13 protein-coding genes are annotated in these 17,107 nt (G+C 72.2%); 7 read left to right on the forward strand and 6 right to left on the reverse strand.

All coding sequences use genetic code 11. The annotated features are described in order from the left end of the window. Positions 1-11: 11 nt before the first annotated feature. The 5 genes from rpsR to ACFQQL_RS02155 all read right to left on the reverse strand — a co-directional run bounded on the left by rpsR (position 12) and on the right by ACFQQL_RS02155 (position 4,430). The gene (gene rpsR, locus ACFQQL_RS02135) at positions 12-248 is read right to left on the reverse strand and encodes a 30S ribosomal protein S18 (RefSeq protein ID WP_382390782.1); all 237 of its coding nucleotides are present in this window, start codon (positions 246-248) and stop codon (positions 12-14) included. A gap of 51 nt (positions 249-299) precedes the next feature. After that, positions 300-833, reverse strand: a complete 534-nt coding sequence (locus tag ACFQQL_RS02140) for a single-stranded DNA-binding protein (protein WP_382390784.1) — start codon at positions 831-833, stop codon at positions 300-302. Between the two features lie 45 nt (positions 834-878). Beyond that, entirely contained in the window at positions 879-1,166 is a 288-nt protein-coding gene (gene rpsF, locus ACFQQL_RS02145; RefSeq protein WP_382390786.1) for a 30S ribosomal protein S6, read from the reverse strand. A 190-nt stretch (positions 1,167-1,356) separates the two neighbouring features. Beyond that, positions 1,357-3,501 (reverse strand): transglycosylase domain-containing protein, encoded by a 2,145-nt coding sequence (locus ACFQQL_RS02150; protein ID WP_382390788.1) that lies wholly within the window; start codon positions 3,499-3,501, stop codon positions 1,357-1,359. Between the two features lie 356 nt (positions 3,502-3,857). After that, positions 3,858-4,430, reverse strand: coding sequence for a nucleotidyltransferase family protein (locus tag ACFQQL_RS02155; RefSeq protein ID WP_382390790.1), 573 nt, complete (start codon positions 4,428-4,430; stop codon positions 3,858-3,860). Positions 4,431-4,473: 43 nt separating this feature from the next. Between ACFQQL_RS02155 and ACFQQL_RS02160 the strand changes: the two genes are divergently transcribed. Together ACFQQL_RS02160 and ACFQQL_RS02165 are read left to right on the forward strand one after the other, a co-directional pair. Next, entirely contained in the window at positions 4,474-5,466 is a 993-nt protein-coding gene (locus ACFQQL_RS02160; protein ID WP_382390792.1) for a DUF2510 domain-containing protein, read from the forward strand. 107 nt (positions 5,467-5,573) lie between these two features. After that, the gene (locus tag ACFQQL_RS02165; protein WP_382390794.1) at positions 5,574-6,878 is read left to right on the forward strand and encodes an MFS transporter; all 1,305 of its coding nucleotides are present in this window, start codon (positions 5,574-5,576) and stop codon (positions 6,876-6,878) included. Positions 6,879-6,911: 33 nt separating this feature from the next. Here the strand turns inward: ACFQQL_RS02165 and ACFQQL_RS02170 are convergent, their stop codons facing one another. After that, complete coding sequence (locus tag ACFQQL_RS02170) at positions 6,912-8,435, reverse strand: CCA tRNA nucleotidyltransferase (protein ID WP_382390796.1); 1,524 nt, start codon at positions 8,433-8,435, stop codon at positions 6,912-6,914. A 29-nt stretch (positions 8,436-8,464) separates the two neighbouring features. Between ACFQQL_RS02170 and ACFQQL_RS02175 the strand changes: the two genes are divergently transcribed. From ACFQQL_RS02175 to trxA, 5 genes are all read left to right on the forward strand, one after another. Continuing rightward, a complete protein-coding gene (locus tag ACFQQL_RS02175) occupies positions 8,465-8,989 on the forward strand; it encodes an NUDIX hydrolase (RefSeq protein ID WP_382390798.1) in 525 nt (174 codons plus the stop codon). Next, on the forward strand, positions 8,986-11,202 hold the full coding sequence (locus tag ACFQQL_RS02180) for a DUF6049 family protein (RefSeq protein ID WP_382390800.1): 2,217 nt from the start codon (positions 8,986-8,988) through the stop codon (positions 11,200-11,202). Before ACFQQL_RS02175 ends, ACFQQL_RS02180 begins: the two co-directional genes overlap by 4 nt. After that, positions 11,199-15,497, forward strand: a complete 4,299-nt coding sequence (locus ACFQQL_RS02185) for a lipid II flippase MurJ (RefSeq protein ID WP_382390802.1) — start codon at positions 11,199-11,201, stop codon at positions 15,495-15,497. Before ACFQQL_RS02180 ends, ACFQQL_RS02185 begins: the two co-directional genes overlap by 4 nt. A gap of 91 nt (positions 15,498-15,588) precedes the next feature. Next, positions 15,589-16,605, forward strand: a complete 1,017-nt coding sequence (gene trxB, locus ACFQQL_RS02190; RefSeq protein WP_382390804.1) for a thioredoxin-disulfide reductase — start codon at positions 15,589-15,591, stop codon at positions 16,603-16,605. Positions 16,606-16,632: 27 nt separating this feature from the next. After that, the gene (gene trxA / locus ACFQQL_RS02195) at positions 16,633-16,959 is read left to right on the forward strand and encodes a thioredoxin (RefSeq protein ID WP_382390806.1); all 327 of its coding nucleotides are present in this window, start codon (positions 16,633-16,635) and stop codon (positions 16,957-16,959) included. The last annotated feature ends 148 nt before the right edge of the window (positions 16,960-17,107 follow it).

The raw sequence follows: 17,107 nt of genomic DNA on the forward strand, positions 1-17,107 counted from the left end.
GCCTCCCTGCCTCAGCGAGCCGAGCTCGAGTACGGCAGCAGAGCCATCTCGCGGGCGTTCTTGACGGCCTTCGCGATGAGGCGCTGCTCCTGGACGGAGACGCCGGTGACGCGGCGCGCACGGATCTTGCCGCGGTCGGAGATGAACTTCCGAAGCAGCGCGGTGTCCTTGTAGTCGACGTTGTCGATCTTCGCCGACTTCAGCGGGTTCGCCTTCTTCTTGGGCTTGCGAAGAACGGGCTTCGCCATGTTGTTGCTCCTTGAGGTGCGTGGCGGTCCTGCCGCCGTGAAACGTCTTGTCTAGAACGGGGGCTCGTCGTTGAACGCGCTCGAGCCACCCGTGGCCCAGGGGTCGTCGGCCTGACCGCCGCCGGGGGCGTTGTAGCCGCCGGACTGCTGGCCGCCTCCCTGGTTCCCGCCGCCGTAGCCACCACCCTGGTTGCCGCCGCCGAAACCGCCGCCACCGCCGCGCTGGGACTTGGTGACCTTGGCCGTGGCGTAGCGCATGGACGGACCGACCTCGTCGACCTGCATCTCGACGACCGTGCGGCGCTCACCCTCGCGGGTCTCGAAGGACCGCTGGACGAGCCGGCCCTGCACGATCACGCGGGTGCCCTTGGTCAGCGACTCGGCGACGTTCTCCGCGGCCTCGCGCCAGACCGAGCAGCGCAGGAACAGGGTCTCCCCGTCCTTCCACTCGTTGGCCTGACGGTCGAAGGTCCGCGGCGTCGACGCCACGGTGAAGCTGGCCACGGCAGCACCCGACGGGGTGAAACGCAGCTCCGGGTCCGCCGTCAGGTTCCCGACGACGGTGATGACGGTCTCGCCTGCCATGCGTGTGCTCCTTCGGTGGTTGCTCTGGCTAGCGGTGCGTTGTGCTCAGCGAGCGTCCGGGCGGATGAGCTTGGTGCGCAGGACGGCCTCGTTCAGGCCGAGCTGACGGTCGAGCTCCTGGGCGACCTCCGGCGTGGTGGTCATGTCGATCACCGCGTAGATGCCCTCGGACCGCTTGTTGATGTCGTAGGCAAGACGACGCTTGCCCCAGATGTCGACGTTCTCGACCGTGCCGTTGGTCTTCACCACGGACAGCAGCTTGTCGAGCGACGGGGCGACCGTACGCTCGTCGACCTCCGGGTCGAGGATGATCATCAGTTCGTACTGACGCATGCTTGTACCCCACCTCCTCTGGACTGAACGGTCACGGTCTCTCCGTGACAGGAGGGTTAGCGTGCTGACCCCTCGCGCTGGGCGAGGGACCAGCGAACAAGCCTACCGTAGGGGTGACCGCCCACAGCGAGCGAGCCTCGTCACACCCTGCTGTGGATTCGGCGGCATCGTGACGGCCGAGCTGCTCGCGCTACCCGTCGCCGTCGAGGATGCCGCCGAGCCCACCCCTGCGGTTTCCACGGTCGCCCTGGTTCTCTCCGGTGCCGTCGTCGGTCGGCGTCTCGGTGGGCTCCTCTTCCGTGGGCTCCTCTTCCGTGGGCTCCTCTTCCGTGGGCTCCTCCGTCGTCGGCTCCTCCGTGGGCTCCTCGGTCGTCGGCTCCTCCGTGGTGGGCTCCTCCGTCGTCGGCTCCTCCGACGTCAGCTCCTCCGTGGGCTCCTCGGTCGGCTCGATGGGCTCCTCGGGCACCGGCGGCGGGGTCCACAGCGGCTCGGTCGGCTCGGGCAGGTCCTGGATCTCCATGCCCTCGGTCGCCACGGCCATGTAGTCGCGCCACACCTGCGTGGGGAACGTCGAGCCCGCGACCGTGGAGACGCCACCGAACCCGGACAGCACCTCCTCGGAGCCGTCGTCTCCCACCTGGAACATCGACACCGTGGTCGACAGCTGCGGCACGAAGCCGGAGAACCACGCCGAGCGGTACGCATTCGACGAGCCCGTCTTGCCCGCGGCGGGGCGGCCGATCTCGCTGGCGGTGATGCCCGTGCCGCGCTCGACCACCTGGCTCATCGCATAGGTGGTGTCGGCCATGACGTCCTGGTCGAAGACCCGCTCACCCTCGGTGTTGGCGGTGTAGACGGTGTTCTCCTCCGCGTCCCGCGCCTCCGCGACGATGTGGGTGTCGTGACGGACACCCTGCGACGCGATGGTGGCGTACGCCGTCGCGAGGTCCACGGGCCGCGGCGAGGACGGGCCGAGCACGTTGGACGGCGAGGCGATCAGGCCGGCGGTGTCCTCCGGCAGGCCCGCACGTACCGCTGCGTCCATGGTGTTCTCCGGGCCCACGTCCACGTTCATCTGCGCGTAGACGGTGTTGACGGAGTTGACGGTCGCCTCGGTCAGGTCGATGTATCCGCGGTCGATCGGGCTGTCGAAGTTCTCGACCGCGAAGTCGTAGCCCTCGATCTCCATCGGGGAGTAGCTGGGGTAGACGTCGTCGAGCGTCATGCCGTTCTCGAGCGCCGCGATGAGCGCGAACGGCTTGAACGTCGAACCCGCCTGGGCCCGCGACTGGGTCGCGTCGTTCTGCGACTGCTCCACGAAGTCCGGTCCGCCGTACATCGCGACGACGCCGCCGTTGCGCGGGTCGATCGAGACGAGCGCGACGCGGTTGTTGTCCGGGCGGTCCTCCGGCAGGTTGTCCACGGCGTCAACGGCCGCCTGCTGGCTGCGCTGGTCGATCGTGGTCACGATGTCCAGGCCCCGGGTGTCGATCTCCTCCTCGGTCATGCCGGCGTCGTTCACCAGCTCGGAGCGGACCATCTGCAGCAGGTACCCGTTCGGCCCGCCGTAGATGTTCTCCCGGTTCGGCTCCACGGTCTCGGGGAACTCGGCCTCCTGCCGCTCCTGCTCCGTGATCCGGCCGTCCGCGAGCATGAGGTCCAGCACGCGGTTCCAGCGGTGCTCCGCCGCCTCACGGTCCACCGCGGGGTCCCAGTTCGACGGCGAGGGGATGATCCCGGCCAGCAGCGCCGACTCGGAGAGCGTGAGCTCCGAGGCGGGCTTGCCGAAGAACTCCTGCGCAGCCACCTCGATGCCGTAGGCACCCCGGCCGAAGTAGATCGTGTTGACGTAGTTGCCGAGGATCTCTTCCTTGGTCTGGGACTGGTCGATCTTCAGCGCGAGGATCGTCTCGCGGAACTTGCCGAGATAGCTCGTGGTCGTCTCGCCCACGTAGTACCGCTCCACGTACTGCTGGGTGAGGGTGGAGCCTCCCTGCGTCGGCAGCCCGCGGACGTTGTTCCACAAGGCCCGGACGATGCCCCTGATGTCGATGCCGTTGTTCTCGTAGAACGTCCGGTCCTCGGAGGAGACGATCGCCTCGGATACGTGCTCGGGCAGCGAGTCGTACTGGACGACCTGCCGGTCCACCTCGGAGAAGCTGCCCATCTCCGTCTCACCGTCGGCGTAGTACACGGTGGTGGACTCGGCGAGCGCGAAGTCGTCGGGCTCGGGGACGTCGATCGCCGCGTAGGCGACGGCGAAGACGGCCGCGCCCGCGGCGATGCAGGCGAGGAAGGCGCCCAGCACGAAGCGCCACGACGGCAGCCACCGCATGATCGGGCCCTTGCCGCGCCGCGGATAGTTGAACCGCCGGTTCCCGCCGCGCGAGGACGTCGCGCGGGACCGGCGTGTCGTCGTCGGGCGGGACGCAGACCTGCGGCGGGTCGACGACGCCGCCGCCCGGCGGGGGCGCGGGCGGCCCGAACGTGATGGGTTGCGTGCCACGTGTATCAGCCTTTCGGTGCCGGACACCCGTGCCTAACGAGCATGCGGCCTCCTCGGTGCCCGGCGGTGCACCACCGGATCGCCCGGCGCGGCATGTCGCCGCCCGCCAGGGCGCAGCGCCACCAGTATGCGTGAGCGAGTGGCCCCTCGTCGCGGCACGTGCCACACCTCACGCGTGCGTCAGGTCACCGGTCGACGTCGTTCCCGCCGCCCAGGTCGGTGCAGTCGAGGATCTCGGCACCGTTCTCGCGCAGATAGTGCTTGGCGCCGACGTCGCCACTCAGCCGGCTCCGCAGCGGCGCCCAGTGGCGCCGCCCGATCAGGACGGGATGGCCCGGCGTCCCGTCGTACGCGGCCTGGCGGAGGTCGTCCGGCTCACGGTGCTCGCCGAGGACCCGGCGGGCGGCCTCGACCCGCAGGTCCGGGAGATCGACGAGCGTGACGAGCGCGGCGACGGCGTGCGTCGCGGCCTCGGCGGCCTCCAGCGCGGCGCGGAGGGAGGCGGCCATCCCGGTGCTCCAGTCCGGCACCACGACCGTCGTGGCGCCCGGCGGCACCAGCTTGGCCGCCTCGTCCGCGGCGGCACCGAGGGCTACCAGCACGGGGTCGGCGCCGGCCGCCCGGACCAGGGCGACGGCGCGGTGCAGCCAGGGGACGCCGTCGCCGTCGCGGACGAGCACCTTGGGACGTCCCATGCGACGACCGGCGCCGGCCGCGAGCACGATGCCGACGACGTCGGACGGCGAGTCGGGAGCCACCTCACCCTTTATAGCGGCAGGCGGGGCCAGTACAGTCCCCGCCATGGCTAACCCGGCGCCGGGCTGGTACCCGGACAATGCCGACCCGCGATTCCTCCGGTGGTGGGACGGGAACGCCTGGACGCCACACACGCAGCCGCGGCCACAACCCCAGCCGCAGCCTCAGGCACAGCAACCGCAGGCGGTCCAGCACCAGCAGCCCGTGCAGCCTCAGCACGGGCACACCCCGCACGTGCACCCCACCCAGCAGCACGGCCAGCAGGCGCACGCCCAGCAGGCACAGCAGGCGCACGCCCAGCAGGCACAGCAGGCGCACCCCCAGCACGCGTACGCCCAGCAGCATGGGTACGGACCCCCGGAGCACGCCCATCCCCAGGGTGGAGGCCATCACGCGCAGCAGGCCGGTGGCGGGCAGGTCCGGCCGGGCCCGCTGTTCACCGCGCCGGAGATCCTCATCGCCCAGCAGACGTCGGTCTTCGGGATCTCCGCCAACGCGGGCGCCTACCGCATCTTCGACACCGCCGGCACCCAGATCGGCGTCTTCAAAGAGCCGGACAGCACCACCTCTCGTCTCTTCGACAAGGTGAACCCCTTGGCGGACTTCACGGCCAAGAGCTTCGAGCTGACCGACGCGCAGGGGCAGGTCCTGCTCAAGGTCGACAACCCGCAAGGGTTCAAGGACACGCTCAAGCCCAAGTTCCACGTGTCCGCGGCCACGGGACCCGTCGGGCTCATCGAGCAGCAGAAGGTCTTCGCCGGGCGAGGCTTCGTCTTCACGGTGAACGGTCAGCCCTACGGCCATTTCGAGGAGGCCGGCCGGGAGGGCTTCTCGCTGCGGTTCATCTGCCGGGACGTGCACGGCAACCAGATCGCCGAGTTCATCAAGCGCAGTGCGGGAAGGCAGTCGTTCAAGGAGATCGCCACGCAGGACGACAGCTACGTCCTGCTGCGCCCCCAGCCGATCCCGGAGCCGCTCGGCAGCCTGGTGCTGATCTCGGCGTGCGCGATGGACTCGGTGTTCTTCGAACGGCCGTAGTCGGCCGTCACGCCGTGCGCCGCGCTCATGGCCGTCGCCGGCGAGCCCGCCGGGACCGTCGGATAGCCTGCAGCGGTGCGTCGCACACCCCACCTTCCCGCTGACCGATGAGCGTCCTGTCCGACCTGCGCACGGTCGCCGTCAACGACGGTTTCAGGCGACTCTTCGCGGTCCGGCTGGTCTCCCAGTGCGGGGACGGCGCGTTCCAGATCGGGCTGGCGGCGCTGTTCTTCTTCAACCCGCAGAACATGGCGACCGCCGGGTCGGTGGCCGCCGCGTTCGCCGTCCTGCTGCTGCCCTTCACCGTGGTGGGACCGTTCGCCGGCCCGCTGCTCGACCGGTGGCGCCGCAGGCAGGTCCTCCTCATCGGCAACGCGGTGCGGGTGGTGCTTGCCGTCGTCCTCGCCGTCCTCATGATGACCGTGGGTGTGAGCGTGGCCGTGTACGCGCTCGCGCTCGTCACGCTCGGCATCAACCGGTTCCTGCTCGCCGCGCTCTCGGCCGCGCTCCCGCGCGTGGTGCCGCGGCAGCATCTCCTCGTCGCGAACTCGATCACGCCCACGCTCGGGGCGGTCAGTGCCGCCGTCGGCGCCGTCATCGGGTTCGTCGTCGGCCTGCTCACCACCGGCGCGCTGAAGAACGGCATCGTCCTGGTGCTCGCCGCGGCGCTGTTCGGCGCGGCCTCGGCCCTGGCGCTGCGCCTGGGCCGGGACCAGCTCGGCCCCCGCGAGCCGGACGCCGAGATCCGCCTCTGGGCGGAGGTCCGCGCCACGGCCGCGGACATGCTCGACGGCGCCCGGTACCTCCTCGACCGACGCACCCCGGGGATGGCGCTGGGCGTCATGGCGGCGCACAGGTTCCTGTACGGGATGAACTTCCTCGCCCTGCTGCTGATCTCCCGGAACCTGCTCGCCGACCCGGCCGACGCCCAGGCCGGGCTGGCGATGTTCGCCACCCTGACCGGGGTGTCCTTCGCGGGCAACGGGCTGGCGATCGTGCTGACCCCGATCGCGCACGAACGGATGCGCCCCTCGACGTGGGTGGTCGGGTGCCTCGGTCTCGCCGCCGTCAGCCAGGCACTCCTGGCGACGACGCCGGCCATGGGTGTCATCGTGGTCAGCGCGGTCCTCATGGGGCTCGGTGTCCAGGGCGCCAAGATCGCCGTCGACACCATCGTCCAGCGGGACACGGACGACACCTACCGGGGCCGCGCCTTCGCGCTGTACGACGTCCTGTACAACGCGGCGTTCGTGGGCGCTGCGGCGCTGGCCGCCGCTGCCCTGCCCGACACCGGCTGGTCGCGGGGGGTCTTCCTCGGGCTCACGGCCGTGTACGTGGTCGCGGCACTCGCCTACCGGGTGGGGACCGTCCGCGTGCACGACCGGCCCCACCCGGTCCTCACCCACGAGTGACCCCCGCAACCCCGCCGAGTCGGGCGGGTGGGGCTAGGAGTGGGGGCGGGCCTGCCACCAGGCCAGCAGCGCCTCCCGGGCAGCGTCCGCACCGAGGGGCCCGCGCTCCATGCGCAGGTCGAGCAGGAACCGGTAGGCCTCGCCCACCGTCGGGCCGGCCGGGACGTCGAGGATCTCCATGATCTGCCGGCCGTCGAGGTCCGGACGGATCTTCGCCAGCTCCTCCTCCTCGCGCAGCCGGGCGATCCGCTCCTCGAGGTCGTCGTAGGCGGCGGACAGCCGCGCGGCCTTCCGCCGGTTCCGCGTGGTGCAGTCGGCTCGGGTGAGCCGGTGCAGCCGCTCCAGCAGCGGCCCGGCGTCCGTCACGTAGCGGCGGACCGCGGAGTCCGTCCAGGCACCGTCGCCGTAGCCGTGGAACCGCAGGTGCAGCTCCACGAGGCGGCTGACGTCCTTGATCGTCTGCTTGTCGAACCGCAGCGCGCGCATCCGCTTGGTGGTGAGCTTGGCGCCGACGAGCTCGTGGTGGTGGAAGCTCACCCCGCCGCCGGGCTCGAACCGGCGGGTCGCCGGCTTGCCGACGTCGTGCATGACCGCCGCCAGCCGCAGCACCGGGTCCGGTCCGGGCACGGGCCCCTCAGGCCCGGTCTCGAGCGCGATCGCCTGGTCGAGCACGGTGAGAGTGTGCTCGTAGACGTCCTTGTGCCGCTTGTGCTCGTCCACCGTCTGCCGCAGGTGGGACAGCTCGGGCAGCACCACGTCGGCCACGCCGGTGTCGACCATGAGCTCCAGGCCGCGGCGCGGGTCTGCGGAGACCAGCAGCCGTTCCAGCTCGCTGCGGACGCGCTCGGCGGAGACGATGCCGAGCCGGGGCGCCAGCTCCGTCATCGCCGCGGTGACGTCCTCGGCGACGGCGAACCCGAGCTGGGCGGCGAACCGCGCGGCCCGCATGATGCGCAGCGGGTCGTCGTCGAAGGACCGCGTCGCGGTGACCGGCGTGCGCAGCACCCCGTCGGCGAGGGCCCCCAGGCCGTCGTGCGGGTCCACGAACGTCAGGTCGGGCAGCCGCACGGCCATCGCGTTGACGGTGAAGTCACGGCGCGAGAGGTCACCCTCGAGCGTGTCGCCGTACTCGACCGCCGGCTTGCGCGAGCCGACCTCGTACGCCTCGCTCCGGTACGTGGTGACCTCCACGACGAGATCGTCCCGGCGGGCGCCGATGGTGCCGAACTCCTTGCCGATGTCCCACCACGTGTCCGTCCAGGACCGCAGGAGCCGGACGGTCTCGTCCGGGTGGGCCGAGGTGGTGAAGTCCAGATCGTGCGACACCTCACCGAGGAACGCGTCCCGCACCGGCCCGCCGACGAGCGCGAGCTCGTGACCGGCGTCCGCGAAGACCTCCCCGAGCTCGCGGATCGGCGCCGGGAGCCCGGCGATCGAGGCGAGCGCTCGCCGCTGCAGCTCGGGACGGCGATCGGGAACGGTCGGGCTGTGCACCGACCTAGGTTGCCATGGCGGGCCCGCCCCCGACAGTCGCCGCACCCGCGGCCTCCGCCACATCCCGCAGGCGTGGCAATTACAGTGGCCACATGCCTGCCGCCTTCCCCGTGCCGCGCCCTCAGGTGCCGCGGCCGCCGCGGAGCCGGCCGACGAACGTGCGGACCTCCACGCTCCCCGTGGTCGACGAGACCTCTGCGGGCGGCCTGGTCGTCGACGTGATGGAGGGGCGCGCGTTCGCCGCCGTCATCGCCCGGCGCAACCGTGCCGGGCGACTCGAGTGGTGCCTGCCGAAGGGCCATCTCGAGGGCACGGAGACGCCCGAGGAGGCGGCCGTGCGCGAGATCGCCGAGGAGACGGGGATCACCGGCCAGATCCTGCGTCATCTCGCCACGATCGACTACTGGTTCGCTGGGACGGACCGGCGCGTGCACAAGGTGGTCCACCACTTCCTCCTCGAGGCCACCGGTGGGCTCCTCACCGTCGAGAACGACCCTGACCAGGAGGCGGAGGACGTCGCCTGGGTCGCCCTGTCGGAGGTGGCGAGTCGCCTCGCCTACCCCAACGAGCGCCGCGTGGTCGCCACGGCGCGGGACGTGCTGGCCGGTAAGGCATGACGTCGAGGCGGGCGGCACGGCGCCCGGTCGCCGCCCTCGCGGCTGCCCTGGCGACGGCCGCGGCGTGGGCCGCGGTGCCGCCGTCGGCCGGTGCGCCGGAGGACCCCGAGGGCAGGCTCGAGGTCGACATCGACGACCTCGCGCCCGCGGTCCTCACCCCGGGTGACGGCCTCACCGTCTCCGGGACGATCGTCAACGACTCCGAGCAGGACGTCACGGCGCCGGAGCTGGAGCTCCGCATGCAGCGGTACGCCCCGATCTCCCGCACGTCGCTGCGCCAGTGGATGGACCCGAGCACCAGCTCCGTCACCATGCAGCTCGCCGTCGAGAACCTCGGGCCGATCCAGGCCGGCTCGTCCGCGTCGTTCACCGTCGAGGTCGCGCCCGAGGAGCTCGGGCTGTCCTCCTCGTCCTCCTCCTGGGGGCCCCACGGCGTCGAGCTCTCCGTCTCCGACACCGGCGGGACGACGCTCTACGGCGTGGACCGCAGCATGGCGCTGTGGTACCCGGACGTCCCGGTCGAGCGCACCCCGGTCCACGTCCTCGTCCCCGTCACGGCGGGCGCACGAGAACGTGCGGAGGCCGAGGACGACGGTGGCGGCGTCGACGCGGTGGCGGAAGCGGCAGAACCGCGGATCGGTGGGCTGCTGGACGCCGTCGACCAGCCGGGCGTGACGCTGGCGGTCGATCCTGAGCTCCTGCCCGCCGAGATCGAGACGACGGACCCCGACGAGGCGACCGAGGAGCCCACCACCGACGAGGCGACCGAGGAGGAGAGCACGACGGCGGAGGAGACGACCGACGAGGAGACGTCGCCCGAGCCGACCGACGACGCCACCGAGACGCCGACGGACGAGGAGACCGGGGAGCCGGAGGAGCCGACCGCCGCCGAGACGATCCTGGATTCACTGCTGCAGCACGCCGACGGCACCGGCCGCAGCGTCGCCGTGCTGCCCCGGGCGGACGCCGACATCGCGGCCCTCGCGCACAGTCGTGCCGGGCCCCGCCTTGCCTCCACCACCACGGAGGCGCTCACGACGGCGCGTGCGGCCGGTTTCGACGAGAGCGTCCTTGCCTGGCCCGCCACACAGAACCCCGACCGGCAGACCTTCGACGCGGCGGCCGCGGCCGGCATGGGCACGGCCGTCCTGCCGGTCTCGGCGGTCTCGCCGCTCGACGAGCTGACCTACACACCCACCGGCCGGGCGGACCTGGCCGCCGGCGGCGGCAGGATCCCGGCGATCCTCGTCGACGACGACGCCAGCTCCGTCCTGTCCGGCACGATGCCCCCCGCCCCGGGCTCCACGCACGGCCCGGTCGAGCTCAACGGGGTCGACTCGCGGCAGCTGCTGCTCGCGGACACCGCGGTGATCTCGCGCGAACGTCCGAGCGACCCGCGCGCCGTGAACATCGCGGCCCCGCGCGCGTACGGGGGGGACGTGGACGAGCTCGCCGAGTCCCTCGAGGCCCTGCTGGCGGCGCCGTGGGTGGCACCGGCGACGCTCGAGCAGATCCGTTCCCTCGACGTGCCCGACCTCGACCGGAACGCGCTGCCCGAGCGGGCGGTCCGTGACCGGGAGCTGACCCGGCGTGGGCTGGACCGGATGAACGCCGCCCTGTCCCGGGCGGAGACGTTCGCCGGCGCCACCGAGGAGCCGGAGCTGATGCTCGACCCGCTCGACGTGCGCGCCTCCTCGCTGCTCTCCGCCGCCTGGCGACGCGACCCGCAGGGCCGGGAGGGCGTCCTGGACGGCCTCGAGGCGGACGTCGCCGCCCTGGACGAACGCCTCGGCGCGCTGGAGTCCTCGTCGGTACTGGTCATCAACTCCTCCGTGGTCCTGCCGGTGCACGTACGCAACGACCTGCCATCGGACGCGACCGTGCAGGTGTCCCTCGAGTCCTCGGACGACCTGCTGCAGGCCAACGGTCCGGTCACCGTGACCGTGCCGTCCGAGTCGCAGGCCGCCGCCGAGGTGCCGGTCACCGCCGTCGGCAGCGGTGACGTCACCGTGCGTGTCCAGCTCCTCACGCCCGACGGTCAGCCGATCGGCACGCCGAGCGAGCTCGAGATGCGGGTGCGTGCCGACTGGGAGTCCGTGGGAACGGCCGTCGTGGCCGGCGTGCTCGGCGTCGTCCTCGTCTTCGGCCTGGTCCGCACGGTGCGCGGCGGACGCCGGATGGAGCCGGCCGCGCCGGACGAGGTGGGAGCGTGAGCACCGAGCCCGAGCAGGGTCCGCGCGGCGGGGTCGCCGGCTCCTCGGCGCTGATGTTCGCCGGGACGCTGGTCTCGCGCATCCTCGGCATGGTCAAGGCGCCGCTGCTGCTCGGCGCCGCGATCGGCATCAACTTCGGCGCCGCCAACGCGTTCGCGGTGGCCAACAAGCTGCCGAACCTCATCTACATGCTGCTCGCGGGCGGCGTCCTCAACGCCATCCTCGTGCCGCAGATCGTCCGGGCGATCAAGGACCATCCCGACGGCGGACGCACGTACGTCAACCGGCTCCTGACGGTCGGCATGGCCGGGCTGGCACTGGTCACGGTGCTGCTCACGCTCGCGTCTCCGCTGCTGATCTCGCTGTACGCCGCCAGCCTCTCGCCGCAGTGGTACGACCTGGCCGTCACGTTCGGGTACTGGTGCATCCCGCAGCTCTTCTTCTACGGCACGTACACGCTCTTCGGGCAGGTTCTCAACGCCCGCAACGTCTTCGGCCCGTACATGTGGGCGCCCGCGCTGAACAACCTCGTGGCCATCGGCGGGCTGGTGGCCTACCTGCTGGTCTTCGGCGGGACGGCCGCCGTGGACGTGGACGACGCGGGAGTCTGGGGGATCAGCCGCACCGCGTTGCTGGCCGGGACGGCGACGCTCGGCATCGTCGCGCAGGCGGTGGTGCTGCTCGTCCCGCTGTACCGCAGCGGGTTCCGGTACCGCCCGCAGTGGGGGCTGCGCGGCTCGGGCCTGGGCAGCGCGAGCCGGATGGCGATGTGGGTCTTCGCGGCCCTGGCGGCGAACCAGGCGGCCTACGTCGTCGTCTCCAACGCCGCGGCCTACGCATTCCGCGCCGGCGACGGCGCCGCGGACGTGGCCGGCAACGCGGCGTACGACACCGCGTTCCTCGTCTACACCCTGCCCACGTCCCTGGTCACGGTCTCCCTCGTCACCGCGCTGTTCACCCGCATGTCGGCCAATGCCGCCGCGCAGAAGCTCGCCGCCGTCCGGTCCGACCTGTCGAAAGGCCTGCGGACCGTCTCGGCGTTCACGGTCCTGGCGGCTGTCCTGCTCATGGTGACCGCACTACCGGTGATCCGGGTGGTCGCGGCGACCGTCGGCTACGCCGAGGTGCAGTCGATCGCCCGGGTGACCGTCGCGATGGCGCCGGGCCTCGTCGCGGTCGGCATCTTCACGATGTGTCAGCGGGTCTTCTACGCGTTCGAGGACGCCCGCGGCCTGTTCCGGCTGCAGATCCCGATGGTGGTGCTGCTCGCCACGGGCGCCGCCGCCTCGATGCTGCTGCCGGCCCGGTGGACCGTGGTCGGCATCGGCGTGGCGATGACGCTCTCGAGCTGCGTCGGAGCCCTGGTGACGTACCTGGGCCTGCGCCTTCACCTGCGGACGATCGACGGCGGGCGCGTGCTCCGGACGCATCTGCGGCTCCTGCTCGCCGCGGTGCCGACCGGGCTGCTGGGATGGGGCCTGCTGCGCCTCGCCGGCACGGACCACGAGCTGACCGTGCTGGGCGCACTTTGGCGGATCCTCCTGGTCTCGGTCGTCTCGGGCGCGATCTACGTGCTGGTGCTGCGGGTGCTGCGCGTCGAGGAGCTGAACGTCCTGGGGGAGTCCGTCGGCCGGCTGCTGCTGCTCGCCGGCCGTCGCGTCCCCAGCCCTGTCGGCCCCTTCCTGGTCCGCCTCGGCACGGCCCTTGCGCCGGGGACGGCGGCCCGTCGCCCGGACGACCCCGGTCCGCCGCCGCCCCCGCCGGACGGGGGCGGACCCCCCGCCGGGGCAGGCCCAGGCCCGGACACCGCGGGCCCGGCGCCGGCTCCGCCCGCGCCGGACGGCTCGAGCGAACCGGCGACGCGCGAGACGCCGGCCAGGATGGACGCGGCATCGGGCGCTCCGCTGCGTACACTCGGCAGCGACGCTGCAGGTGAGACAGGGACGGGGGGCACAGGACTGAACCAGCGCACGGACGGCGCCGGAGAGCACGCTCTCCTCGGCGAGCGTTATGAGCTCGGCCCGGCGCTGGAGACCACCGTCGGTGGCGTCGAGCACCGCCGCGCCCGCGACCGCACCCTCGAGGCCGACGTCGAGGTCCTTGTCCTGCCCCCGACCGGGTCGAAGGTGGCCGAGGTCCTCGACGCGGCTCGCCGCGCGGCGCTCGTGGACGACCACAGGCTGCTGCGCGTCCTCGACGTCGGCAGCGACGAGAGGGCGGCGTACGTCGTCACCGGGCGTGTGACCGGGCCGGACCTCGCCGCGCTCAGCGCACCGGCAGGACTGCCGCCCGAGCAGGCCCGCGCCGTGATCGGCGAGGCCGCCGCCGCGCTCGAGGCCGCCCGCCGGCACGGCGTACGCCATCTCGCGCTCCGGCCGGAGAGCGTCCACGTCACCCCCGACGGCGAGGTCCTCGTCACGGGCCTGGGCACCGATGCGGTGCTGCTCGGCACGGCCGAGCAGCCGGACGACTCACCCCTCACGACGGCCCGGCGGGACGCGACCGACCTCGTCCACCTGCTCTACCTGGCCCTCACCGGGACGTCACCCGAGGAGGGGTCGCCGTCTCCCCGTGAGGTCCGGTCCGAGGTCCCAGGAGACCTCGACGACGTGTGCGCCCGGACGCTGCGGGAGGACGGTCCTCGGAGCACCGGGGAGCTCCTGCGGCTCCTCGCACCGTGGCCCACGGTCGACTCCGCCCTGGCCAGGGCTGGCGCCGCCCCACCCCCACCCGCCGCACCGCCGGTGTCCGCGCAGCCGGACGACGGTGACGCGGCGGCTCCCACCGCCGAGACCGCCGCGGCCGGGACGGCGACCGCCGGTGTCGTCGCTGCAGGCGCCGCAGGCGCTGCGGCCGCTGCGGGGTCGGGCGCCGTGGAGGCGGCCACGAGCCGGCTGACCCGCCCGGGCAAGCGTCCGGCATGGGCGCCGCTGCGGCCCGCCGGACCGTCCACGGCCGAGCCTGCCGTCCAGGAGGAGGCGCCCCCGCCACCACCGGGCTCGGACGCACCACCCCCGCCCGAGGAACCGGACGAACGGGACACCGACGAGGCCGCTGCGGACAGCGCTCCGGCGGCGGACGACGTGCCCGCGGCGCCCGCACCCGACGAGCCGATCGCCACCCTCGACGTACCGGCCGTGACGGCCCCCGCCGCATCCGAGTCCGCCGACGAGCCACCCGCGCCGGAGCCACCCGCGCCGGAGCCACCCGCGCCCGAGCCACCCGCGCCCGAGCCACCCGCGCCCGAGCCGCCTCGGTCGATGTCGTGGAAGCCCCATCCGCCGGCACAAGCGGCACCGGCTCCCCAGTTCGGTGACATCCTCTCCGCCTCATCCGCACCCACGCCGGGCACGGAGCCTGAGCACGGGCCCAGCCATACCCGTGGCGCCGGCGTCGCGGCCGCCGCGGGCGCCTTCGGAAGCCTGGCTCGGTCGGCGGCCTCCGCCATCGGTTCCGGTGCCCGGCGCGCGGCCGAGGGCACCCGCGAGTCGGTGGGCTCCGCCGTCGCGAGCGGACGCCAGCGGGCCGCCACCACCGCCGAGTCGCTGCGTGCCCGGAAGGGCACGACCACCACCGTCACCGAGGAGATCGCTCGCCAGCGGGCCGAGGACGGGATCTCCGAGATCGACGGGCCCGAGGTGCCCTTCGCAGACCGGCGGATGGACCCGACACCTGTGGTCCTGGTCGGCCTGATCGCGCTCGTCCTCATCCTCGTGCTGCTGTCCGTCCGGACGCTCTTCGCGCCACCGGACCCGGTGTCCCTCCCCACGTACCACCCCGCCGCGACCGCCACGGAGGAGCCGACGACCCCGCCGGAGGAAGAGCAGACCACCGAGGAGCCCGCCGAGGAGGAGACCACCGCGCAGGTCACACCCGTCATCGCCGAGCTGGCACCCCTCGACCCCGAGGGCGACGGACTCGAGAACCCCGAGCTCACTCCGCGTGCGATGGACGACGACCCCGAGTCGTTCTGGCGGTCCCGCTCCTACGTCGATCCGTCATACGGCATGAAGTCCGGCATCGGGCTGCTGGTCACGCTCGAGGAGACCGCGACGGTGAGCCGCGTCGAGATGGACCTCATGGGCGAGGGCGGGATGGTCGAGATCCGCGCCACATCCGGTGAGGAACCGACCGACGGCGAACCGCTCGTCGCCGGCGAGATGGGCCCGGACACCGTCTTCGAGTTCGACGACCCCGTGGAGACCGACTCGCTGGTGCTCTGGTTCCCTCAGCTGCCGGTCGCCGAGTCGGACGGACTCAACCGCATCGAGCTCGCCGAGCTGCGGGTCGGCTGACTTTCCGCGTCGCGGAGGCCACACGGCACGAAGGAACAACGCCCACATACCATCGGTTGCACCGACGGACCACCGAGAACGTGAGGACATGATGGCTGAAGAGCAGACCGCGCCCGAGGTCAGGGACGTCGTGATCATCGGATCGGGCCCCGCCGGTTACACCGCCGGGGTCTACGCCGCCCGTGCCAACCTGCGCCCGGTGATCTTCGCCGGGTCGATCACCGCCGGCGGTGCCCTGATGAACACCACGGACGTGGAGAACTTCCCCGGCTTCCCGGACGGGATCATGGGTCCGGAGCTGATGGAGAAGATGCAGGCCCAGGCCGAGCGCTTCGGCGCCGAGGTTCGCTACGAGGACGTCGTCTCCGTCGAGCTGTCCGGCGAGATCAAGACCGTCACCACCGACGACGACGAGACCGTCGCCGCCCGCGCCGTCATCCTCGCCAACGGCTCCGCCTACCGGGAGCTCGGCCTGCCCGAGGAGAAGACGCTGAACGGCAAGGGCATCTCCTGGTGCGCCACCTGTGACGGCTTCTTCTTCCGCGAGCAGCACGTCCTCGTCGTCGGCGGCGGCGACAGTGCCATGGAGGAGGCGCTGTTCCTGACCCGCTTCGCCGAGAAGGTCACCGTGGTGCACCGGCGGGACGAGCTGCGCGCCTCCAAGATCATGGCCGAGCGCGCGCTGGCCCACGAGAAGATCTCCTTCGAGTGGAACAGCGAGGTCGTCGCCATCCATGGCGAGGAGCGGGTCTCCGGCGCCACCCTCCGCGACACCGTCACGGGCGAGGAGCGCCCGATCGAGGCCACCGGCGTGTTCGTCGCCATCGGGCACGACCCGCGCACCGAGATCCTGGCGGGGCAGGTGGACCTGGACCCCGAGGGCTACATCGTCGTGAAGCACCCGACCACCGAGACCAACCTGCCCGGCGTCTTCGCCTGCGGCGACGCGGTCGACCACATCTACCGCCAGGCGATCACCGCCGCGGGCACCGGCTGCTCGGCCGCCCTGGACGCGGAGCGTTACCTCGCCGACCTGGACGAGGCCGGCACCCCGGCGCCGGACGCCGCGCAGACCACCCCCGAGCAGGAGGCCAAGGCGCTCGTCTGAGCGCCGGCCGCGACAGGAGGACATCCCGTGAGCTCCGTCAACGACGTCACCGACGCCACCTTCGAGGACGAGGTCCTGAAGTCCGACAAGCCCGTCGTGGTCGACTTCTGGGCCGACTGGTGCGGACCGTGCAAGCAGATGGCGCCGATCATCGACGAGATCGCCGCCGAGCACGGCGAGCAGATCACCTTCGTCAAGATGGACACCGACGCCAACCACGCCACCCCGGCGAAGTACGGGATCATCTCCATCCCGACGTTCAACGTCTACGTCGGCGGCGAGCTGGCGAAGACCATCGTCGGTGCCAAGCCGAAGAAGGCGTTCACCGACGAGCTCTCCGAGTACCTCACCTGATCGATCCTCCGCGCTGAGGCGTCACACCCCTCGGTGCGGGCGTCACTGCTCGGCGGGACCTCGAGAGCTCGGTTCCTCACGCGCCGGGACGGTACGACGAGCGGCGTTCCTCCGGTGGCAGACTGCACGGGACGCCGGGCACGCCGGC

This window comes from Georgenia alba (genome assembly GCF_042665525.1).
Classification (GTDB): Bacteria; Actinomycetota; Actinomycetes; order Actinomycetales; family Actinomycetaceae; genus Allobogoriella; species Allobogoriella alba.